Here is a 21838-nt window from a genome sequence, read left to right on the forward strand (position 1 = left end):
TGTTTTCATTTTTATGGTGAATAGCATTATTGTTCTTTTTTCAATACCAACTGTTCTGCATGTTTTTGAACGATTCTGTTATAAAATTCTTTCAAATCATGGTATTGTGCAGAGGAATATGAAGAGTTTTTTAAGGTCAGCTTACTTACAACCGTATATGTATTATTTGCCTGATCATACACCGAATTAAAAGTAAATAAAGCAGACTTGTCGGGGTTAGAAAGTGCAACATTACCTGGTTTTGACTCAATTTTATAGCCTTTTGGAAGATGTATTGTGTTTTTTACCATCTTTTCAGATGGATAACCATAATCAACCGGATACAATCTGTTTTCTTCTTTAAAAGGATTTTCTTTGATTTGGTCAAAAGTTATTGGACTGATATAGATAAAATCTTCATCATTAAGCCCTTCTTCGGCCTTTAGTTCACAAGTGACCAAAGCGATATTTTCCGGATTATCAAAATCTTTCAGATTAATGTTAGAAACCTGGTATCCTGTTAATCCGTTTTTTACATTTTCAATATATTTTTCTTTTCCCAGAGATTTTAAGGAATTTCTATGACTATAACCTGAATATCCTGAGTGTGAAAGTTCATATTTTCCAGAAATTTCTCCCTTTTCAGTATCGAAAATCAAATCGGTTGACAAAAAATATCTGTATTTTTCGGCAGGAGTTAAAACAATAAATTTCCCGCCATTGCCATTGATTTCGAAGCCATCACCATTGAGGCAATTATATGGAAGCATTCCAAATTTGACATGGTCGTCGCTGATATCCAACACAACCGATTTGTCAGGGAGCTCAACTTTACAAACCACATAATTTAATTTATCAAGTAATGGAATGTGCTGGAAAATTTTACCATTGTCACGCGTACTGAGTAACACAGGAGTTGCATTATAATTAAGTTCCTTCAATAATGCCACCAACATAATATTGAGTTCGTTAGGCTTTCCTTTTTTGTTTTCAAATACTTTTTTAAGGTCACTCACAAACAAGTTACCATTGTTTTCGTCGGCATCCATTTGTCGTGACATATATTCATAAACTTTCATCAGCCTTTCATTTGGGTCCTGAATTACCTCAAATTTTTTAACCAAATCTTTCAAATAATTGGCTTTTTTATATTTCATTCCGAAGTTTTCATGTAAAAACATGGTCCTGTCTATGTCACTCCAGGTGGTAGAATAGTTTTTAAAAGGTTGACCAGGAAGAGATACGCTCGTGAGTTCAAATTCAATTTTGGAAAGATAATCTTCATCGGTACTTATAAAAGATTCGTCTTTAAAAGCAGGTGCGTTGGTCATTGTAAATTTATAGTTCAAGCCGAAACAATCTAATTGTGTATGGCCCATATTTACTCTTTTTTCTTCTTTTTCGGTTTTGGCTAGCCTCAGGTAGCCTCCCATTGTGATTTTATAATATAAATGAGAGGGAATTGTGATTTCGTATTCACTGTAAATTTTTGGAATATCACCCTGAAAATACCAGGTTCTGGGATTATTGATGGTGTTTAATGGCGTTACTTTGCGGTATTTATATTCTATGATACAGCCTTCTTTTACATTAGGGAAAGTTGCTTTTTTTCGAAACCATTTGTCGCCCCTTTTTTCTTCGAAAATATCTTTTTTGGTTAATGACGTCTTTTTTATCAAGCCATTTTCCATCCAAAAAGTATTTCCTTCAAAATCTGTTATTCTTTCCGATTCGGTAAAAGTATTTTGATAATAACTGATCTGGACTACGCCCAAATCATAAGCCGAACTTTTTAGAATATGCTTTCTGACAAAAACTTCGGTTTCATAAACCAGACCCAGGTTATCATCATAAGAAAATCTGGTTTCGCCTTTTTCATAAAGCGTCACGGCCTTAGCTGAAGTATCAATGGCATAGCTTTTAACTTTTAAATCTGTCAGGCTAACCTTGCCAAATTCGACTTTTAAGGGAGTAAATTGTGCAAATGCGAACATAGTATAGATACTCATCGCAAAAGTGAGGAACAGGGATTTCATTGGTGTATAAATTTTGTTTTGAAAAATTGTGGAGTTTCAATGTTTTGGGATTGAACTTCAAACCAAAATTAACAAGAATTGTACCATTTGTGTGAAAAGGAATGTTCAAAATTTTGAAAAATCAGGAATTTTTAAAAGAGAAAATAAAAAAATAACCATTCAAATTTTTAGAATGAATGGTTATTCAAATATTTAGAAATTGATATTTTAGTTTAAATATTTAACGCTCAAAAATATTTCCCAGACCGCCAATTATACTTCCGCCTTCTTTGGTGGCATTTCCGCCATAAGGAGTAAGCCTTTGGATAAGTTTTGAAATCGGCATGGATTGAATCCAGACTTTACCTGTACCGCTCAAAGTAGCCAAAAACATACCTTCTCCACCAAAAATCATGGAGCGGAGGCCACCGGCACTCTGGATATCAAAATTAAGTTGAGGCTCAAAGGCAACAATACAACCTGTATCGATTCTGAGGGTTTCGTTTTGCAGTGTTTTCTCCATCACAACACCTCCGGAATGAATAAATGCAAGACCATCACCCGTGATTCTTTCCAAAATAAACCCTTCACCACCAAAAAGCCCGGCTCCGAATCGCTTGTTGAAGTGAATCGAAATGCTGGTGCCCATGGCCGCACACAGGAAAGCATCTTTTTGGACAATCAACGTGTTCTGGAATATCTCACCCAGATTCACCGCCTTTATGGTGCCGGGATATGGTGCAGCAAATGCCACTTTCTTTTTGCCGTTTCCACGGTTGGTAAAGTGGGTCATAAAAAGCGATTCACCCATCAAGACCCGTGAACCGGCTTGTAATAATTTTCCCAGAAAACCTTGATTGGGTTGTGAACCGTCGCCCATCACAGTGTCAAAGGTGATGCCGTCTTCCATATATAACATTGAACCAGCCTCGGCAACCACAGTTTCTGCCGGATCTAGCTCAATCTCTACGACCTGGATGTCTTCACCCAAAATCTTATAGTCTATTTCATGACTTTTCATCGTCTTTCAAATGTTTAAGTTTTTTATCTTCTACTTTTTGATTTAAAAAATCATTGATTTTTTCGATGTTGTACGACATCTGGATCTCTCCAAAAGAATTAACCGTAACATCAAATCCCTGGAGGTCTTTGTGTACTTTAGGCAATTCCACTTTTTCTTTTTTCTTTTTATTCATTCCGGTAATGATTGAATTAAGTACAAATCTACAAAGCAAAATCGTGAAAAAATCATTTTGTTGGGTTACGGATTTTTTGTCTGTCAAACGGAAAAAAAACGATTTGAAAATACTTTGGAACAAATGATTTTAATAATTAATAAAAAATCTTAATATTGTAACATTACTATTCAAACCAAATAAAATGAAAGATAATAAGCAAAATAATGGTCGGAGGGAGTTTTTGAAAACCGGGCTTTTAGCGGCTGGTTCGTTTTTTATTGTGCCCAGGCACGTGTTAGGGAAAGGGTTTTTAGCACCAAGCGATAAACTTAACCTGGCATCAATAGGAGCAGGTGGAAAAGGCTGGTCCGACATCAATAATGCTTTTAACAATGGTGCCAACAATGTGGTTGCCCTATGTGATGTGGACTTTAACCAGGCCAAAAGAGCTGTGGAGAAATGGCCCAATGCAAAGAAATTTACAGATTTCAGAGTTATGTTTGAGCAGATGAAAGGGCAGATTGACGGCGTTACGATATCAGCACCTGACCATATACATGGAGTAGCAGCCATGACTGCCATGCAAAATGGCGTGCATGTGTATGTGCAAAAACCTCTGACTCACAATATTTATGAAGCCAGAATGCTCACCGAGGCTGCCCGGAAATACAAAATAGTAAGCCAGATGGGTAACCAAGGAGCCTCTAACCCTGGTCAACAACAGATGATTGAGTGGTTTAAGAAAGGAATGATCGGAACTGTAGATACTGTGTATGTATGGACCAACCGCCCGGTGTGGCCACAAGGAATACCTGTTCCTAAAGATAAGCCTGCTCTTCCGGAAAGCATGAGTGCCGAAAACTGGGATGTGTTTATAGGGCCTGCTCAATACGTTGATTATCACCCGCTTTATCATCCGTTTAAGTGGAGAGGTTGGTGGAACTTTGGTACCGGAGCACTGGGCGATATGGGCTGCCACCTGATTGATCCGCCTTTCAGAGTGCTGGAACTCGGCTACCCAACTGAGGTAGAATGTAGCGTAGGGCAGGTGTTTACCAAAGACTGGACACCAGAGTATATACCTGAGGGTTGTCCGCCATCGTCACATGTGCAGCTCAAATTCCCTGCAAGCAAAAAGAATAAAAAAGACATCAAAATGATTTGGACTGATGGAGGTATAAGACCGTTCCATCCCGATTTGATTCCTGCCAATGATTCAATTGGTGAAAATGGCAGTGGCAACGGTGTGATGATGATGGGCTCAAAAGGTATTATGACTTGCGGAACCTATGGTTTGACTCCGAAAGTTTATAAAAACAACGGTGAGGTAATTGAAATGCCAAAAGACTATGCCACTAAAAATCCTTATGAAAAACTACCGGAATATGGGCATCAGGTAGCCTGGTGCGATGCAGTGAAAGAGGGTTTTGGTGGGAAAATCCATCAGGAACTGACTTCTTCACTGGATTATTCAGGTCCATTGACCGAAACTGTTCTGATGGGTAATCTGGCAATCAGGAGTTATGCTTTAGGTAAAAAACGCACCAATGGTGGCCTTGATTTTGATGGTCGTAAAAAGCTTCTTTGGGATGGTGGTAACATGAAAATCACCAATTATGACGACGCCAACCAGTTTGTGGGCCGTGAGTACCGCGAAGGCTGGAAATTGATTTGATAATTATTTTCTGTATTGTGTTTAAGAAAGCCTTCCGAAAGGGGGGCTTTTTTGGTGTATGAATTGAGTAATTTGGGATTAAAAAGTGACAAAAAAATAGATAAATATTACTTACAATCAAAACTCCATCTTAAAATATTTTATCCCTTTCTCAATCATTTCTTTGAGAACGTTTTCATCAATGTCTGCTAGTTTTTTGATGTAAAAACAACCTTTGGCGGCTTTGTGCTTGCCGAGACGGGAAAGCAATTCCTGTTTTTCGGTTTTGTCGAAATATAAGTAGAGTGAAAAGGCGTCTTTGCGTGGTGAAAAACCTATTTTGCACATATCGCCTTCATGGCCTGAGGCATATTTATAATGATAATTTCCGAAGCCTATTATACTGGGTCCCCACATTTTAGGTTCCTCGCCGCTGGCTTCCTGCATTATATCAATGAGCCGCATGGAGTCGTTGTATTTGGTTTCATTTTCAGGTCTTTCCAGAAACTCAAGCACTGAAGTGTCCGTAACTTTGGTTTTTAGCTCATATTTAGCCATGATTTTTTATTTTTTCTAAGGTTTCACAATCAGGGTCATGAGCCCCGAGCAAATATCCGGTACTCATAAGGAATTCGTTTACGATCTCTCCTCCGGTAAATTTAAAAGTTTTTTTGAAAATCTTCACCCATTCTTCTTTAGTTTTTGGGTGGTGGTGCTCTATCCAGTTTTTAAAGCTGCCATGTTCGTTCTGAAGTTTCAGGATTACGCCGGCATTATGGATGGCGGCATTGATTTTAAGTCGGTTACGGATAATTTCTGGATTTTGGAGCAAATCGTAAAAGCTATTTTCGTCAAATTCTGCCACTTTTTTTATTTGATAATTGGCATAGGCTTTTCTGAAACCCTCTTGTTTTTTCAGGATGATGTCCCATGATAGCCCCGCCTGGTTGATTTCCAGAATCAGCCGACCAAAAAGCTCATTATCGTCATCAATTGGGAAACCATATTGGGTGTCGTGATATATTTTGTGGTGATTGCCTTCAGGGAGGGTTTTACAGTAAGTGCAATAGGACATGCTATTTTAGATTTTTATTTTCATCAAAAATAAAAATTAATTTTAACTCTGGATTGTTATTAATTCAGATTGATAAATAACATAGCAAAATGATAAATAATTTTTCGTTTCAGAATCCTGTTAAAATTGTTTTTGGGAAGGGGTCGATAGCACAATTACCCAAGTTGATTGATAAAAAATATAAAATTATGCTCACTTATGGTGGGGGCAGCATATTTAAAAATGGCGTATATGAGCAAGTGAAAAAAGGTTTGGAAGGCTATAATATTGTGGAATTTGGAGGAATAGAACCCAATCCAACTTATGAAACGCTGATGAAGGCAGTGGAAATGGGTAGATCTGAAAATGTTGATTTTTTGCTACCTGTTGGCGGAGGCTCAGTGCTGGACGGTACAAAATTTATTGCTGCCGCTATACCTTATCAGGGAAAAGACGAATGGAATGATATAGTGCTCGGAGCCAAAAGATACACCGGGGCATTGCCGATTGGAGCTGTGCTCACATTACCTGCAACAGGCTCAGAAATGAACTATTATGCAGTAATATCGAGAACCGAAACTCAGGAAAAATACGGTATGGGTAGTCCGGTGTTATATCCAAAATTCTCGATTCTTGACCCCGAAACAACTTTTTCTTTACCAAAAACCCAAATCGCCAATGGCTTAGCTGATGCTTTTGTGCATGTAATGGAGCAATATCTGACTTTTGACCAAAATACCCCAATCCAGGATAGATTTGCTGAAGGAGTACTGAGCACTTTGATAGAAGTGGCTCCAAAAGTGTTGAAAGAAAAACCTGAATACGAAGACATGGCCAATTACATGTGGGCAGCCACTGTGGCATTAAACGGCTGGATATCAGTTGGCGTAGCACAGGACTGGGCTACGCACGCCATCGGGCATGAGATTACGGCACTTCATGGTATCGATCATGCCCGCACACTTGCGGTGGTTTTACCCCATTTGATGGAGTACAAAAAAGAGCAAAAACTTAGCAAATTGGTTCAATATGGTAAACGGGTATGGGATATCAATGCCGATGCTGATCAAACTGCCAATCTGGCCATTGAGAAAACAGCAGCCTTTTTTGAGTCTTTAGGAATACCTTCAAAAGCCTCTGCTTACGGCATTGGAGAGGAAACCATTGCTGAAATTGAAAAACGTTTTGCCGAGAGAAATCAGAAAATAGGAGAACATGCCGATATTACTTCGACAGATATCAGGAAAATTTTGGAATTGAGTATTGGTTGACTATTTCTTAATTTCCAGCTCTGTAATCACATTTTGGCTTCTTTCTTCATAAAACGCCGTCAGGATTTTATTGTTTTTTGCTACCATTTCCGGTGTTATGAAATATTCGAATTCAACCGCATTTCCTTCAGATGAGGTTATTGTAATTTTTCCGGGTAAATCACCTTCGGTAGTTTGATCTGCACCGGTGAGTTTGCCAGTGATTTTTTTGGTTTCTGGAGTAAGCAATACTTCGTTTTCATGGAATATGGTATTGTTTTTTTCTCTTAGATCAAGTAAAGCTTTGGACACGTTAACAATAAATGTAAAATCTATTTTTTTGCCAATTGACTCATTGAGCTTTTTTGGATTCAGGCCTTCGATTTCTTCCATGTTTAAAGAATAAACCTCGGTGGTATTTAACTCAGGAAATTCAATTTCTAAAGTAAAAAACGGATAACCACTGTCTTGAACAATTCTCAAAACGCCGGATTCATGTACGGGTTCACCATTTGGAAATGAATCTGCTTCAAGATTTGAAGGATATTTTGTTGTGTCAGCAACAGTAGATGCATCAGCAGATTCCTGACTTTGTGAAGAGCTGGTAGCACATGCCATAGAGCCTAATAATAAGACTACAACGTAAATTATTGTTTTCATGCTTTTTAGAGGTTTAAATTTTTTGGTTTTCAAAGTTTCTTAAGTAATTCCCAATCTTTTATTTGGCTAAGATATAAATAATTGAGCAAAAGGCCATTTGTATTGTTTAATTTTCTGTGAGCTTCTAAAAATGGCAAAACTACGGTTGTAATTCTTTCAAATTCGTAGTCTGTTCCCATGTTTTGATGATTCAGAGCGTCTATTTTTTCCTTTGATAATAAGAGTTCACAATAGAAAAAATACATACATTCGTCACTGGTTCCGGTACTTGGAAAAAGCCTTCTGTTGTTTTCCAATGGCTGCAATTGATCTGCGGTAATTTCTATTCCAGTCTCCTCTTTTACTTCCTGAAGGGCAATTTGGGCAGGAGTAACTGTGCCATCGACCATTCCGGCAGGATGTTCATAGGTGTAGCCTCCATCTGCAATTCTCCTTTGTTTTACCAAAATCAGATATTTCTCCAATGTATTTTCATCAATAAGGCAAATTAAAATACTCACTACTTCGCCTTTTAGGAAACATACCGGAGGGATTTTGTCGCCTTCAGGGGTTTCGGCGTCGAGCATGAGCAACGAAAACAACACTTCGCCATTGTAGCGATATCGGGTGAATTTCTCCTCTATGTTATTAATTTTCAATCCATTTTTCTCAAGATTACTTTTCCAAAGTTTGAATTTATGGGCGTTTTCGAGGGTTTCTTTCATTACTATATTTTATACTTTTTTCTTAATCTTAGGATGTGAGCATTTCGGTTCTGACCGGTTTTAAAATTACCGGTCTGCCCTTCGGTGCTGACCGGTTTTAAGGTCTGGCTTTTGGTTTGGAGCGATAGATAGCTTTTAGTTTGGTAATTATTTCCTGCAATCCATTGGATTTAATTTCATAAACGGTGGCCAGCTGCTGTCCCAATCTGCCTGGTGGAAAACCGCCTTTTCTCATAAACCATTCCAGATAACTTACCGGAAGGTCTGAAAGAGTGGTGCCTTTATATTTTCCAAAAGGCATGTCTTCAGTCACGATTTCAATTAATATTTTTTTATCAAACATATATACTTGTTCAAAAATGTAAATTTAACAATCAATGTTTAGATTTGTTTTTTGAAATATTTACTTCAATGGATCGCCTTCTAAAAAATACCAGAATTCAATTTGGCTTAAAATTACAAGAGATTTCCCTAACTACGGGAATAGATAAGGCTCTTTTGTCAAAATTTGAAAATGGCTCCCGAATTCCACCCGAAAAAGCCCTTTTTTCCCTTTCCAATGCATATAGGATTCCTGAAAAAAAATTAAGAGAAGAATTTGTTATTGCTAAAATTATTGAATTGGTTAAAGGTTTTGATAACCCACAATCAGTTCTGGAGAAAGGTCTGGATAGACTGAATGAAATGGACAAGGAAATACTTGGAATTTTTGCTCAGGTAGAGGAAAAATTAGGAAGTAAGATATTAAGAGTCGAAAAAAATCTAAAGAAATGGCTCCGACTAAGTTCAAAAGACAAAGATTTCACGGAAGAATTAAGAAAGAAACTTGTGCTGGAATATATTCAGGAGTCTTGTTTTTGGTTTAAAATTAACGTTACCAATGAGCAGGTTGTAGAGTTTTTGAACACAAGAAATCTAGAAGCCGGATTAAATTTTACACAGTATTTGACGCTGGTAAATCTGAAAGAGGTTTTGAATGATATTACTGAGGGAAGAATGGAAGATGAAGAATTTGGGATAATTTTTTTGGAAAATATTCATCAGAGACTTTATAATGGCATAAAAGAAGCAAGTCCGGGAAAACTCAGAGAAATGGAAGTGCCGGCCTCCAAACAAAATGTGTTATTCGATGAAATAAGTACTTTACCACCGGAATTTGAAGACATGGACAAGTATTTCAAATTTAATAATCAAAAAAGTCATCCGATTTTATTGGCCATGGAATTGGTGTATAAAATTATGATTTTGAAGCCATTCGAAATTGGAAATGAACGTGTGGCCTTTCTGATTTTTAATTATATTTTGCAAAAGAAAGGTTTTCCATTGGTAGTTTTTGAAGGAAATGCATCAAATCAAGCTAAATTTAGAAACGCAATAAATGCCATGCCATCTGAAATTGGGAAAACGATGCTTTTTGAATGGCTACTATCTCATTTATCTGAAACTTTAAAAGTTCAAACTGCCAATTTGCTGATTAAAGAATGAAAGAGAATTTTGATGTTCTAAATGACTTTAACAGGATCGGACTTTTTGCCAATCAAACCTCCTATGATTTTTCGGAAAATAAATATCTGATTGAGATTTTAGGCGAAAAACTTAGGATAGTATTTGTGCCTGAGCATGGTTTCTTTTCCGAACTACAAGATCAGGTAACATTGGATAATGCTTCTGCGTATAAAATTCTAAATCCCAATGCCGAATATGTTTCAGTTTATGGCAGCAACAAACATTACAGTCTAAGATTTCCGCCTTTTAAATTGCTGGAATTGGAGTGCCTGATTATTGATATTCAGGATATTGGAGTGAGGTATTTTACCTATATCACAAGTGTTTTTTATTTATTTGAAACCCTGAAAATAAACAAAATAGACTTGCCTGTTTTTGTGGTCGACAGGCCAAATCCCAATATTGGAAGGATAGAGGGTACACCCCTCCAGGAAGAATACAAGTCATTTATAGGTGTTGCCGGACTGCCTCATTGTTATGGATTGAGTCTTTTTGATGTCGTAAAATGGCTAAAAGAAAAAGTAAAAAACAAAAATGAGCTTTTCTCTTTACCATTTTTAGAAGATAATTGGATTCAACCTTCTCCCAATATTCCTTCAAAAGAGACTTGCCGGGTTTATCCGGGTATGTGCCTGGTGGAAGGCACCACAATGAGTGAAGGACGGGGAACCACACTTCCATTTCAGATATTTGGTTCGCCAGATTTGCGATTTGAAGATTTGGAAAAAATTAGAAAAAACATCGAAAAAAATTCTGGCCAGATTCCGGAACTTAAAGATAGCTGGGCACTGAGGCCACTGAAATTTATACCAACATTTCATAAACACGCCAAAACCGTTTGCAATGGTTTTCAAATTCATGTAACAAATCCCAATTTTCACTCACTGCTTTTTGGGTTAATATTGTTGAAAGAAATCAGCCGTTTCCTTGAACCCGAAAAACTTTGGCGTAAAGGCCCCTATGAATTTGGTAACGACAAAACTGCTATTGAATTATTGGTGGGGGATAAGGTGTTATTGGAATACCTATTTCAAGAAATAAATACCGAAGACTTGTACGGTTACATGAGGAAAGAAGAGAAGGATTGGAGTGAGAAAAATTGATATACTTCCTAATAAATTATCTAAATTTTTAAACTCTTTGAAAATAGTTTTATAATTAAATGAATGCCATTAAATAGTTTTCTTCAATTAATCGTAAAAATTTGAATGTTTTTTTTATAATTTAATAAAATAGCCTAAAAGTGTTTATTATAGTATTTTTAAAGAATACTTTTAGTGATTAAATGCATTCAAGTTTGGTTAACCAATTGTTGAACCGTGGGGATTTTTGCCTAATTCGTGTTAATCCAATTGCTTCTGATAAAATATCACCATATACTACTTTATTATATCCTCTTATTATTCTCATTAACCTGTGGCTTGGTGATGTAGTACGATTATTGTTTATCATTTCCGGATTATCATAATCGGCAAAAGTTTTTTCAAGTTCAGGCATACCCACAATATCATCTTTAGGAATTTGACTTTTTATGATGTTTATATCATTGAAAAGTAAGCCTTCAAATTCGTGTAATTGCAGATAAGGAATAAAACGATGCCTTAAAGATTCATCTATATCATCTAACATACCCTGCTCTAAAGCTTCCATTCTTTGGTTTAAGTCCACTATGGTATGAGCTTCTTCCCATTGTGGAAATAGGTATTTATCATACATCCCATAATAATCAATAAATGTTGTTACATAAGCATTTGGCTCGGCCTTTAAGTGGGTTTCAATTTGTTCTTTTAATTTACTCCACTTAACTATTCCTCCTCTTGATGCTTTGATTAATGGCGATTGAAGATATATGTTTTTGGAAATAAATGGGACTTGCAGATTTGTTTTTGTAAATGCTTGTTCTGTCGGTCCTTCACAAATCAATATTATTCTTTTCATACGTTTTAACTAAAATTGGGTTGACCTGTTTGAATAATATTTCTTTTCCATAAATCGTCAATGGTGTAGTCGTCTAACCAAATTTTTAACTCACCTGAATTGAGGCGTTGAAAAATACTTTCACCGTTTACTTGGTCAACTGTAATAATATCTTCTGGTTCAAAGTGACTAATTAAGTCAGTAGATTGGGTTGCAATAATTACCTGGCAACCTTTTGCTGCAACTGATTTTATAAGACCTGCCAACTTTGCAATAGCCGTTGGGTGTAAACCCAACTCAGGTTCATCTATGATAATGGTTTCAGGCAGCTGAGGCTGTAGAAAGAGAGTTGATAAAGCAATGAAACGAATAGTACCATCTGACAAATCATTTACACCGTAAATAGTAGAACTGTATTTACTTTGCCAACGTAATTTAAGATTTCCATTTTGCTCAGGTTTAAATATAAAATCTAAAAAGTAAGGAGCAATGCTTTGTATTGTTTTTATTATAAAATTATAAACAACTCTATTTTCAAGGTATATGAAGTAAAGAAATGCTCCTAAGTTGCTACCTTTTTCGTAAAGTACAAATTTATCATTTTCAATATTAGATTCTTTGTTAAAAGGTGAATTTTCGCCTGTATCGTGAAAATGATATTTTGCTAATTGGTTAATATATGTCCTTATATATTTAGCTCTTTGCATGGTTTGAAAACGAAGAGTAGATTCATTATTAAAAGAAGCAATGTCGGCAGGGTTTTTATAATATGGATTTTGATACCACATACCTTCTTTTGTGAAAATAAAACCTGTATCGCCTTTCTTGATTGTGAACGAATAGCCATTTGTGCCTCTGAAATAAAGATGCGTTGAAATCTCTTGGGTTTCTTTGTCTCCTTTGTGTAAAAAAGTATCAATACCTTTTAATGCTACAAACTCTTTAAGGTTGCGATTGTAGATCTGCTTTAAAAAATCAAAGAATGATAAAAAATTACTTTTACCGCTACCGTTTGCACCAATAAGTATATTTATTGGATTCAGCTTTAAGTTAAGTTGCTTTATGGACTTGTATCCATTTATATCTATATTATTCATACTTAATTTTTTCTTTAAGGTCAATTTTTTTTATGATCATACAGACTTTGATTGATTTCTCATAATTCCCTTTTATTATTCTAATCTCTTTATAATTTTATTCTCCAAAAATCATTTTAAAATATTTTCATTTAAATTTTGGGATTATTGCTTATCTTTTTTGAGATTTTAAACCATTCTAAAATGAGTGAATATGAAAAAGGACAATGCAACATGGATAAGAAATTGCAAATTTCCTAAAAACTATCATGTAGTTTGTGTTTTATCAATATTAAACTAGACTCTAAAATTATTAGCAAATATAAAAGGACATTAATGTGAACAAATAATGATAGCCAAAAAAATAATGTAAACTGGTATTAAAAAGCATATTTTTAAAAAAAACACCCTACTTTCCGATACAAAACTTCCCGAAGATATTAGCAAGGAGGTCGTCGGTGGTGATTTGGCCGGTGATTTCACCCAGATGATGCAGAGCCAGACGGATATCCTGTGCCAGAAAATCACCCGTAACACCCATGTCAAGGCCGGTTAGCACTTCTTCGAGGGCTTCTTTAGTTTTTTGAAGATGCTCAAAATGCCTCAAATTACTAATGGTAGTGTCTTGGGCGGCAAAAAGTTTTGAAATGCTAACAATTTTATTTTTCAGTTCTTCAAGCCCAATTTCTTCTTTTGCCGAAATTGAAATTTTTTCTCCTGAAATATCAAAATCATAAGGTTTCTGATTTTCTGTGATATCAATTTTGTTCTTTACCCACAATATTTTACTATTAGTAGGATTGTCTTTTAAAACCTGCTTGATATACTCCAGATCTTCAATATTGTCATAAAGCATAACCACAATTTTGGCAGATTGCAGGGCTTTTTTGGAGCGTTCTATACCGATGGTTTCCACTTTGTCGGTGGTGTGGCGGATACCTGCCGTGTCAATAAACCTGAATTTTTGACCGCCGATATACAATACATCCTCGATTACGTCGCGGGTTGTACCGGCGATTTCGGTTACAATGGCTTTCTCCTCATTGAGCAGGGCATTGAGCAGAGTCGATTTTCCGGCATTGGGTGCTCCGATGATGGCCACCGGGATACCTTCTTTGATGGCATTTCCACTTTCGAAGGAGTCAATCAAAGGATTGATTTGGCCTAAAATTTTGTAAATCAGGGTTTTGAGATCATCCCGGTCTGCAAATTCCACGTCTTCTTCGCCAAAGTCGAGCTCCAACTCAACCAGGCTGGAAAAATGAATCAGTTCTTCTCTCAGAAATGCCAGTTTTTTGGAGAAACCACCTCTCAACTGTTCTATTGCAATTTTGTGGGAAGCCTCAGAGTCAGCAGCAATCAGGTCGGCCACGGCTTCCGCCTGAGCCAAATCAAACTGCCCGTTAAGAAATGCCCGCTGGGTAAATTCTCCCGGACGGGCCATGCGACAGCCATTTTTGATGAGCAGTCTCAGAATATTTTTTACTATGAAATCACTTCCATGGGTGCTGATTTCTATCGAATCTTCTTTTGTAAAAGATTTGGGAGATTTGAAAACACTAACCAAAACTTCATCAATGATGACTTCACCATCTTTGATTAAACCAAAGTGTATAGTATTACCCGCAACTTTTTGTAGGTTTTTACCATGAAAAACCTTGTTGACAATATCAATACAATCTATGCCCGAAACTCGGATGACCGCAATGGCACCGATCCCCTGTGGGGTAGCTAAGGCACAAATACTTTCAAATTGATACAAAATATCCTGTTTTTTTTTGCAAAATTACGAAATTAGTTCTTAGGAATGAGTGAATCTTAAATATCAAAAAAGTACCAGGTTGCGAGTGGCGAGTGCGGGTTGTGAGTTTTGAGTAGTGTGGTATCAGGTTTTTGGAATAAATATCAAGTCATTTGAATAACTATCAGTTATTGAGTGGATACTTCTGTGAAATTCTGTGAATTCTGTGAGATTAATTTTCATTCACAAAAATCTTCCATAAAAGAAATCATAAATCGATCACGATAGATTCTGTGTTAATCGTCAATCGATCCCGATAGCTATCGGGACATAAATCGAATTAATCCGAAAACGCACCATTTTTTCGAATGATATATTATTTTTGGGATACCAAATAATTTACTGAAGCAAAATATGCTTTTCAATTCCTTACAGTTTGTACTTTTTTATATAGTAGTTACTATACTCTTTTTTCAACTTCGAAACAAAGGTCGTATTTGGCTATTGCTGCTTGCCTCTTCTTATTTTTATTTGGTTTTCAAGCCCATATATATCCTGATATTACTTGTAACCATCGTCGTAGATTATTTTGCAGGAATCTGGATTGCCAAAACCGACGGAAAAAAACGAAAATGGTTGTTGATTCTGAGTTTGATTTCTAACATTGGCTTCCTGGCGTTTTTTAAATACTGGAATTTCCTCAACAATAACCTTACGATTTTGCTGGGATTGATGGGGATTCAAAATCCATTGCCTGATTACTCTCTGGAATTACCCATTGGCCTTTCTTTTCATACTTTTCAGGCGATGAGTTACACCATTGAGGTTTACAGAAGAAACCAAAAACCCGAAAAAGATTTTATTGTTTACAGCCTCTATGTGATGTTTTATCCGCAACTGGTAGCGGGGCCTATCGAACGTCCGCAAAACCTCCTTCCCCAGTTTCATACTTATATCAAATACAATTTTGAAAATCTCAAAGCCGGACTAATGATGATGGCCTGGGGCTTGTTTAAAAAAGTCGTAATCGCTGACAGGCTCTCGGTCATGGTAGATTATTGTTATGACAATCCCACAGCATTTTCGGGACTTACCTTGCTGGTTGCCACCATATTTTTCGCATTTCAGATTTATTGCGACTTCTCGGGTTATTCTGATATTGCTATAGGTGCGGCCCGAACCATGGGTTATAAACTCATGACCAATTTTGATGCTCCTTATCTGTCAAAAAGTATATCTGAATTCTGGCGGAGGTGGCATATTTCTCTTTCCACATGGTTTAAAGATTATTTATATATTCCTTTAGGAGGAAATAGGGTAGGGGAAATGCGACTTTATGCCAACTATCTGATTGTGTTTACTGTGAGTGGATTATGGCATGGAGCCGCCTGGACGTTTATTATCTGGGGTTTTTTACACGGTTTTTATCTCGTTATGGCAATCGTAAGGGATAAATATTTGCTTTTTAAACTTCCAAAATCATCTGTTTTATCAATGGTTTCAACGTTTGTTTTGGTAACTGTTGCCTGGGTGTTTTTTAGAGCTAAGGGATTGGGGAATGCTAAAATAATTCTTACAAAAATTATTACTTTAAACGACTTTTCGAGATTCGAAATGCCTTTTACCAATTCCGAATTTATCTTTAGTTGGTTATTGATTTTGATTCTGTTTTTGAAAGATATTTATGTAAAAGAAATTTCAACAAAAAGCACACCGGCCTTTTATTTCAAGTTTGCCGGATTACTGATTTTGAGTTACTTCCTGGGTATTTTCACTTCCAATCAGTTTATTTATTTTCAATTTTGATGAAAAATATTTTAAAATATTCAGCTTTAGTTTTCTTTGGGTTCCTTTGGTTTTTGGGTTGTTCAAAAACTACTACAAAATTCCTTTACGAAAAAGATATTTTGAAAGATGATTATCGGTATGGAGACCTTTATCGCTTGTCAAATCTGCCTCAGTTTAAAGACCCGAGAACAGAATGTCCAACAAAAAGAATTGCCCAAAAAGTTGATGCTACTTTATTTCTTGCCGGAGACAGTTTTACTGAAGAAGAAAGGATAAATTCTGGAAATTTTGTATCCAAAGAATACGTAAAAGCCGAAGTTGCTAAGCCCAATCCACCCCTAAAGTTAGCTCCCGGAAAGAAGATTCTTGTGATTGAAACTGTCGAAAGGCATCTTAGAGAGCGTTTTACTAAGGTTTGGCAGAATTGGGATATCAAAGAAGTTATTCAAGAACCTGATCAAAAAAAATTTATTGAGAAGTTAATTGATCTAAAAATACCTTATGTTGAGGAATCACATCAGGCGGCACTATTTGGTTTTGATTTTATTTTGAAATTAAAAGAATGGAAGGCACTTTTCAATCAAAAAGTATTGGGAAAAGTAGATGAAAAAGTGACTCTTTCATCTGATGGGAAAAATATTTTGTATTTTCTTGATACCAATCCCGGTGTAAGTTCAAATTTTGACCCAATCCAGGATCAGGAAATAGAATTGATGGTTGAGAATTTAAATTCCACTTATGATTATTACCATAAACTTGGTTTCGATGAGGTTTATTTAAGTATTATTCCCAACAAAACAAGCAAATACGGTCAGGGCCTGGGCGAATACAACCATTTGATAGAAAGAATAGAGAAACATCCAAAACTGAAAATGCCAGTAATTTCAATTTTTGAGGAATTTCAAAAAGGCGATTATTATCTCAAAGGCGACTCACATTGGAACTGTGCCGGTCAACAAATCTGGGTCGATAAAATAAACGAGGCCGTCTTAAAAGTCAAGTAACATTCTTGCGTAGGCTTCGGCACAATGGCTTTCGAGATACTTTTTGCCGTCAACTTTCCTTTCCTCTGGGTTTTCAAAATACGACATGATTGTATCTTTGATACCTCCCACATCGTCTGGAGCCAGGGTTTTTCCTAAATAATATTTTATTACCTGGTCGTGCATTACTCCATAATTGGAAACAATGACAGGTTTTTGGTGAGCCGCCGCAATCCCAACCACTCCGCTCGAACCAAAAAAGTTGAGGTTCATTCTTAATATCACATCTGCTTGAGCAAATGTTGCCTCCATCTCTTCATCAGATATAAATTGGTTATGGGTTATCAGCTGAAAAACAGAGCTTTCTGTAACCAGAGATTTGACTTTTTGCTCATATCCTGAAATGAATTTCCCTATCAATAAAAGTGTGATATTTTTCGAGATTTCGGATGGGATTTTATCAAGGGCTTTGATGATATTTTCATTGTTTTTCCGCTCTTCCATATGACCAAACTGCAATAGAATCATGTTATTTGGCGGGATTCCATACTTTTTTCTCAGGTCAAAAGATTCTTCTTTCTGATAGATAAAAACCGGGTCAGGGAGATAAAATATTTTTTTAGAAAAAATTCCGTAAAATGATTTTACATTTTCATCATTCAAAACAAATACTTTACTGAGCCTGGAATTTAATAATGTTGGCAGAAAGGTTATCTTTTTCTGAATAATGTGCTTTAAGTAATTCAGTTTTGATTTAAAACTATTATTCTCAGGTTGCATTCTGTGATAAGGCCGAAACCAAATTCCGGATACCTTGAATCGAAATCGGGTGAAAGCAATTCCAAGCTGATATAGGTCAAATTCCATCAGAACTACTCTGTCAATTAATAATTCTTCAGAAATCTTCTTAATTATATTCCACTGTGTCCAGTATTTAAAAAGACCTCTTTTTTGGATTTGTATTTTGGAGTTTTGCTCTCCGGAAAGTTTAAGTATTTTAATATTTTCTTTTTCAGATTTTAATTCAAAATTATCTGAATCATTGGTAAGAAAAAAATATTGATCATCCGTGTTCAGACTTTCAATATAGAGCAAAAGGTTATTGATAAATCCGAATTTATGGCCATTGAGCTGTATGTTGAGGTCGGTAATCAGATATTTCACGGTAAATACGTAGTTTTTAATATTGCAAAAAGAAACACTTCTGAACTCACCTGATTTTGATATTTTACAGTTATTAAAGGCTGATCAATCGCAATTTTTTTATATTTTAAATCTATTCAAAATCAAATATTAATTGAATTCAATCAAACTCAAATTCTATTATTCATTTCTACCCTGATGATAAACATGCTTTGAAGGTAGTCTCAAAAGTAGCAAAAAGCCCAATGCAAAAACCACCACCAGGAATAATATTGAGTTTCGCATACTACCGGTAAGGGCATTTATAAGGCCAAAATAAATGTTCCGGCGGTAATTGATCCTTTTCCAGAATATCATAAATGAAAAATAACTGGCCGTGTGACTGATATCTTCAGGAATTAGCTTGGCAAATGTACTTCTTGAAAGCGACTGAATACCGCCCATTACCAGACCCACCATAGCTGCTATGACATAAAACTGTTCGGCCGTAGTGGTGAAATATGCACCTATTGGTACCAACAACCAAATTAAAACTTCGATGCGGAGAGCGATAGAGTTTCCAAATAATCTTGAAAGATAAGAAGCCAGATAACTGCCCGGAATGGCCACCAACTGTATCAATAACAGTGTTGCAATGAGTCCATCACGTGGGATTTTGAGTTCGTCCTGGGCAAAAAGTGTGGCCACATATATCACCGTCATAACGCCAAGATAATAAGTGAAATAGGCAGTAAGAAATTTGGTCAATAATCGGTTTGACTTTATTTCAATGATTACTTTTTTCAATTCTTTAATACCCAACTTTATCCATTTGGCTTCAAAAGGTTTGCTGCGGTCTTTGGGAAGAAAATAAAAGGGAATCTGAGCAAATACCACCCACCAAATTCCAACAGTAAGAAACGAAATTCTTGATGTCAATCCCGATTCAGTGTCAGCTTTGCTGAGTCCAAAGAATTCGGGTTTTAGGATTATTAAAAGGTTAAAAATCAATAGAATAACACTGCCTATGTAGCCAAATACAAAGCCACGGGCACTAAGTTTATCATAGTTTTCTTCGGTAGCAATCTGAGGAATAAACGAATTATAAAACACCACGCTACCACCCCAACCTACAATGGATAATGCAAAAGCAATCATGGTGTTGTTGAGGTTGCCTTTTGTGAAGAAATAGAAATACATCACTGAAAAAGAACCCAAATAGCAAAAGAACTTCATGAAAAACTTGCGGCGACCGGAATAATCAGCAATTGATGTGAGTATTGGGGATAAAAATACCAGCAACAAGGCAGCCGCAGATATTGAATAACTGTAAAGAGAATTGTTGTTTACTTCAAAACCAAAAAACTCTACCATATTCCCACCGTCTTTTCCGATTGCAGTGGCGTGATAATACATCGGAAAGATCACCGTGGTTATCACCAGATTATGAACAGAATTGGCCCAGTCGTACATTGACCAGGCATTCCAGATTTTTTTATTATTAATGTAGTTCATCAAGAGGTTTGATAGGGTTCGGGCTTCAAATATAATATTTTACCCAAATATCTCAATAGAAATGATGACGAAATAATATTTGGTGAAATAGTCATAACAACCGAATGAAAAGGTATCGAGATACCTTTGATTGAGGGTGGCAATGAATATGATGCCAAATATTATTGCAGTCCATGGCCTATTGAGAAATTTGGGTTTGATGCTCTAATGTACTAATTAGTTGTTTGGTAAGCGGATTGAAAGCCAAAACAGATGTTTAGAAAACTGTTTTTTAGCTTTTAAAAATTTGTTTAAGGAATTCTAATTTATCTGAAAATATGTCCTGAAAAGGTTTATTGAAAATATCAGATTTAAATTATTCTGAAATGGTTTTTCTCCAAAGTAATACTTCCCCGTCATCAGTAATTTCGGGTCCTATAAGCCGAAAACCATTATTAGTTAAAGTCTTTTGAGAAATAAGACCATCGGGAAAGGTATGTGCAATGATGGCCTTTACTTCAGGCTGCTGAAATACCCACTCACACAAACAAGCCAATGCCTCACTCATATAGCCCCTGTTTCGGTATTTGATATCGGTGGCATAACCTGTCTCAGTTTCACCGGCATCATTGGGTAAGCCCGACAATCCGATTCCACCGATGGTAGCGTTTTCGGATTTTAAAACTATCAGCCAATTGGTAAACCAGGGGTATTGCTCGGGGTGAGCTTGAGTCATTGGTTTCCAGAAGTTTTCCAGGGCCTCATTAAATGCCTCATCAAAAGGTTCCCCTGTTTCAATAAGACAATTTCTGATTCCCAGAATTAATGAGAGTTTTTCGGGTTGAGCATAAAAGCACAAGTGGTCGTAGTCAAGGGGAATCAGTTTCAAACGCTCTGATTCAATATAAAAAAATGGTTTTTGCATCAATAATAATTAATAATACTCAATAAAAAATCAAAATAATAATCCTGAACAATAGAATTACAGTTCCTTCAGTGAATGGATAATTTTATTCATCCGTTCTGTATATTGTGCCTCTTTATTGGCTAGCGTCCAGGCCATGACCTGGTAATAAGTATCTTTTCCTTCGACAAATGCAACAGAATAAAAAGCATCCAGGCCCTCAACTTTTCCAGATAATCTGATGTGTTTTGCCGGCATATTATTTACCACAGTATCAATTAATGCGGTCTTTTTGGTAATTTTCATGTTTTTTTCCAAGCCCTGGACCAGCAGGCAGGAATAACCATTAATATCGTTGGGGTATAATTCAGTGAGATTGTTTTCTTCCAGTGACTTCTTCATTTCACTTTTGGTATCTTCTATCACCACCACATAAAATTCTTTTACCATGTTTTGATATTGCAAAGTTGCATCTTCGTTTAATTCAGTCGATTTCGACAAAAATGATGGCAGAGTAAGTGAGAATTTTTTTTCTATCGTCACCACTTGATCGGTTTCGGTGGTTTGACAAGAAATCATAATAAATGACACCAGAATGGCGAAGATTATTTTTTTCATGGTTTGTGTTAATTTTTAGAATTTTTTAAAAGCATTGGCATATTTAACCAAAAATTTTGCGGTTACTGAATACGAATTTATGAAATCATCTCAATTTTCAAATAAAAAACTTTTTAAAGCTTTTAAAAATATGTTAATACCATTTCTATCGTATTGAATATTCAAAACGAAATACCCCATCTTTATTTCAATTAT

21 protein-coding genes are annotated in these 21838 nt (G+C 36.0%); 6 read left to right on the forward strand and 15 right to left on the reverse strand.

Annotated elements, in window-relative coordinates; genetic code table 11:
* Window positions 1–26 precede the first annotated feature (26 nt).
* From IPP61_13830 to IPP61_13840, 3 genes are all read right to left on the reverse strand, one after another.
* Window positions 27–2015, reverse strand: coding sequence for a DUF3857 domain-containing protein (locus IPP61_13830; GenBank protein MBL0326238.1), 1989 nt, complete (start codon window positions 2013–2015; stop codon window positions 27–29).
* Window positions 2016–2235: 220 nt separating this feature from the next.
* Window positions 2236–3015: a TIGR00266 family protein gene (locus tag IPP61_13835; protein ID MBL0326239.1), complete on the reverse strand. Its 780-nt coding sequence runs from the start codon at window positions 3013–3015 to the stop codon at window positions 2236–2238.
* Window positions 3002–3190, reverse strand: coding sequence for a hypothetical protein (locus IPP61_13840; protein MBL0326240.1), 189 nt, complete (start codon window positions 3188–3190; stop codon window positions 3002–3004). The genes IPP61_13835 and IPP61_13840 overlap by 14 nt, the downstream gene beginning before the upstream one ends.
* Window positions 3191–3374: 184 nt before the next feature.
* Here IPP61_13840 and IPP61_13845 point away from each other — a divergent pair, with 184 nt between their 5' ends.
* The gene (locus tag IPP61_13845) at window positions 3375–4847 is read left to right on the forward strand and encodes a Gfo/Idh/MocA family oxidoreductase (GenBank protein ID MBL0326241.1); all 1473 of its coding nucleotides are present in this window, start codon (window positions 3375–3377) and stop codon (window positions 4845–4847) included.
* Window positions 4848–4964: 117 nt separating this feature from the next.
* On the opposite strand, the gene IPP61_13850 is transcribed toward IPP61_13845, so the two are convergent.
* Window positions 4965–5384, reverse strand: a complete 420-nt coding sequence (locus IPP61_13850) for a DUF1801 domain-containing protein (protein MBL0326242.1) — start codon at window positions 5382–5384, stop codon at window positions 4965–4967.
* Entirely contained in the window at window positions 5377–5901 is a 525-nt protein-coding gene (locus tag IPP61_13855; protein ID MBL0326243.1) for a DNA-3-methyladenine glycosylase I, read from the reverse strand. The genes IPP61_13850 and IPP61_13855 overlap by 8 nt, the downstream gene beginning before the upstream one ends.
* Before the next feature lie 92 nt (window positions 5902–5993).
* Here IPP61_13855 and IPP61_13860 point away from each other — a divergent pair, with 92 nt between their 5' ends.
* Entirely contained in the window at window positions 5994–7151 is a 1158-nt protein-coding gene (locus IPP61_13860) for an iron-containing alcohol dehydrogenase (protein ID MBL0326244.1), read from the forward strand.
* Here the strand turns inward: IPP61_13860 and IPP61_13865 are convergent, their stop codons facing one another.
* The 3 genes from IPP61_13865 to IPP61_13875 form a co-directional block, all read right to left on the reverse strand.
* Window positions 7152–7790 carry a hypothetical protein gene (locus IPP61_13865; GenBank protein ID MBL0326245.1) on the reverse strand — a complete coding sequence of 213 codons (639 nt, stop codon included), beginning with the start codon at window positions 7788–7790 and terminating at the stop codon, window positions 7152–7154.
* 29 nt (window positions 7791–7819) lie between these two features.
* Window positions 7820–8494, reverse strand: a complete 675-nt coding sequence (locus IPP61_13870) for an NUDIX hydrolase (protein MBL0326246.1) — start codon at window positions 8492–8494, stop codon at window positions 7820–7822.
* Between the two features lie 97 nt (window positions 8495–8591).
* Window positions 8592–8837, reverse strand: coding sequence for a DUF3820 family protein (locus IPP61_13875; protein MBL0326247.1), 246 nt, complete (start codon window positions 8835–8837; stop codon window positions 8592–8594).
* A gap of 68 nt (window positions 8838–8905) precedes the next feature.
* Here IPP61_13875 and IPP61_13880 point away from each other — a divergent pair, with 68 nt between their 5' ends.
* Both IPP61_13880 and IPP61_13885 read left to right on the forward strand, forming a co-directional pair.
* Complete coding sequence (locus IPP61_13880; GenBank protein ID MBL0326248.1) at window positions 8906–9979, forward strand: Fic family protein; 1074 nt, start codon at window positions 8906–8908, stop codon at window positions 9977–9979.
* Window positions 9976–11103, forward strand: coding sequence for a DUF1343 domain-containing protein (locus IPP61_13885; protein ID MBL0326249.1), 1128 nt, complete (start codon window positions 9976–9978; stop codon window positions 11101–11103). Before IPP61_13880 ends, IPP61_13885 begins: the two co-directional genes overlap by 4 nt.
* Window positions 11104–11281: 178 nt before the next feature.
* Here IPP61_13885 and IPP61_13890 read toward each other — a convergent pair whose 3' ends face one another.
* The 3 genes from IPP61_13890 to mnmE form a co-directional block, all read right to left on the reverse strand.
* Complete coding sequence (locus IPP61_13890) at window positions 11282–11938, reverse strand: DUF4276 family protein (protein ID MBL0326250.1); 657 nt, start codon at window positions 11936–11938, stop codon at window positions 11282–11284.
* 5 nt (window positions 11939–11943) lie between these two features.
* Window positions 11944–13014, reverse strand: a complete 1071-nt coding sequence (locus tag IPP61_13895) for an AAA family ATPase (GenBank protein MBL0326251.1) — start codon at window positions 13012–13014, stop codon at window positions 11944–11946.
* Window positions 13015–13402: 388 nt separating this feature from the next.
* Window positions 13403–14755 carry a tRNA uridine-5-carboxymethylaminomethyl(34) synthesis GTPase MnmE gene (gene mnmE, locus IPP61_13900; GenBank protein MBL0326252.1) on the reverse strand — a complete coding sequence of 451 codons (1353 nt, stop codon included), beginning with the start codon at window positions 14753–14755 and terminating at the stop codon, window positions 13403–13405.
* 393 nt (window positions 14756–15148) lie between these two features.
* Between mnmE and IPP61_13905 the strand changes: the two genes are divergently transcribed.
* Both IPP61_13905 and IPP61_13910 read left to right on the forward strand, forming a co-directional pair.
* A complete protein-coding gene (locus tag IPP61_13905) occupies window positions 15149–16540 on the forward strand; it encodes an MBOAT family protein (GenBank protein MBL0326253.1) in 1392 nt (463 codons plus the stop codon).
* Complete coding sequence (locus tag IPP61_13910; GenBank protein MBL0326254.1) at window positions 16540–17526, forward strand: hypothetical protein; 987 nt, start codon at window positions 16540–16542, stop codon at window positions 17524–17526. The genes IPP61_13905 and IPP61_13910 overlap by 1 nt, the downstream gene beginning before the upstream one ends.
* On the opposite strand, the gene IPP61_13915 is transcribed toward IPP61_13910, so the two are convergent.
* From IPP61_13915 to IPP61_13930, 4 genes are all read right to left on the reverse strand, one after another.
* Complete coding sequence (locus IPP61_13915) at window positions 17512–18669, reverse strand: glycosyltransferase (GenBank protein ID MBL0326255.1); 1158 nt, start codon at window positions 18667–18669, stop codon at window positions 17512–17514. The two genes, IPP61_13910 and IPP61_13915, sit on opposite strands and share 15 nt — an antisense overlap.
* 159 nt (window positions 18670–18828) lie before the next feature.
* On the reverse strand, window positions 18829–20142 hold the full coding sequence (locus IPP61_13920; GenBank protein ID MBL0326256.1) for an MFS transporter: 1314 nt from the start codon (window positions 20140–20142) through the stop codon (window positions 18829–18831).
* 355 nt (window positions 20143–20497) lie between these two features.
* Window positions 20498–21046 (reverse strand): GNAT family N-acetyltransferase, encoded by a 549-nt coding sequence (locus IPP61_13925; protein MBL0326257.1) that lies wholly within the window; start codon window positions 21044–21046, stop codon window positions 20498–20500.
* Window positions 21047–21103: 57 nt separating this feature from the next.
* Entirely contained in the window at window positions 21104–21643 is a 540-nt protein-coding gene (locus tag IPP61_13930; GenBank protein MBL0326258.1) for a hypothetical protein, read from the reverse strand.
* Between the last annotated feature and the right edge of the window lie 195 nt (window positions 21644–21838).

This window comes from Cytophagaceae bacterium (assembly GCA_016722655.1).
Lineage (GTDB): Bacteria > Bacteroidota > Bacteroidia > Cytophagales > Spirosomataceae > Leadbetterella.

What these genes read in the sequence shown, in the direction of transcription:
- IPP61_13930 (MBL0326258.1), bottom strand. Translation starts at nt 21,643, where the DNA reads ATGAAAAAAATAATCTTCGCCATTCTGGTGTCATTTATTATGATTTCT.
- IPP61_13845 (MBL0326241.1), top strand. Translation starts at nt 3,375, where the DNA reads ATGAAAGATAATAAGCAAAATAATGGTCGGAGGGAGTTTTTGAAAACC.
- IPP61_13865 (MBL0326245.1), bottom strand. Translation starts at nt 7,790, where the DNA reads ATGAAAACAATAATTTACGTTGTAGTCTTATTATTAGGCTCTATGGCA.
- IPP61_13895 (MBL0326251.1), bottom strand. Translation starts at nt 13,014, where the DNA reads ATGAATAATATAGATATAAATGGATACAAGTCCATAAAGCAACTTAAC.
- IPP61_13830 (MBL0326238.1), bottom strand. Translation starts at nt 2,015, where the DNA reads ATGAAATCCCTGTTCCTCACTTTTGCGATGAGTATCTATACTATGTTC.
- IPP61_13890 (MBL0326250.1), bottom strand. Translation starts at nt 11,938, where the DNA reads ATGAAAAGAATAATATTGATTTGTGAAGGACCGACAGAACAAGCATTT.
- IPP61_13910 (MBL0326254.1), top strand. Translation starts at nt 16,540, where the DNA reads ATGAAAAATATTTTAAAATATTCAGCTTTAGTTTTCTTTGGGTTCCTT.
- IPP61_13925 (MBL0326257.1), bottom strand. Translation starts at nt 21,046, where the DNA reads ATGCAAAAACCATTTTTTTATATTGAATCAGAGCGTTTGAAACTGATT.
- IPP61_13905 (MBL0326253.1), top strand. Translation starts at nt 15,149, where the DNA reads ATGCTTTTCAATTCCTTACAGTTTGTACTTTTTTATATAGTAGTTACT.
- IPP61_13880 (MBL0326248.1), top strand. Translation starts at nt 8,906, where the DNA reads ATGGATCGCCTTCTAAAAAATACCAGAATTCAATTTGGCTTAAAATTA.
- IPP61_13920 (MBL0326256.1), bottom strand. Translation starts at nt 20,142, where the DNA reads ATGAACTACATTAATAATAAAAAAATCTGGAATGCCTGGTCAATGTAC.
- IPP61_13850 (MBL0326242.1), bottom strand. Translation starts at nt 5,384, where the DNA reads ATGGCTAAATATGAGCTAAAAACCAAAGTTACGGACACTTCAGTGCTT.
- IPP61_13840 (MBL0326240.1), bottom strand. Translation starts at nt 3,190, where the DNA reads ATGAATAAAAAGAAAAAAGAAAAAGTGGAATTGCCTAAAGTACACAAA.
- IPP61_13885 (MBL0326249.1), top strand. Translation starts at nt 9,976, where the DNA reads ATGAAAGAGAATTTTGATGTTCTAAATGACTTTAACAGGATCGGACTT.
- IPP61_13870 (MBL0326246.1), bottom strand. Translation starts at nt 8,494, where the DNA reads ATGAAAGAAACCCTCGAAAACGCCCATAAATTCAAACTTTGGAAAAGT.
- IPP61_13855 (MBL0326243.1), bottom strand. Translation starts at nt 5,901, where the DNA reads ATGTCCTATTGCACTTACTGTAAAACCCTCCCTGAAGGCAATCACCAC.
- IPP61_13875 (MBL0326247.1), bottom strand. Translation starts at nt 8,837, where the DNA reads ATGTTTGATAAAAAAATATTAATTGAAATCGTGACTGAAGACATGCCT.
- IPP61_13835 (MBL0326239.1), bottom strand. Translation starts at nt 3,015, where the DNA reads ATGAAAAGTCATGAAATAGACTATAAGATTTTGGGTGAAGACATCCAG.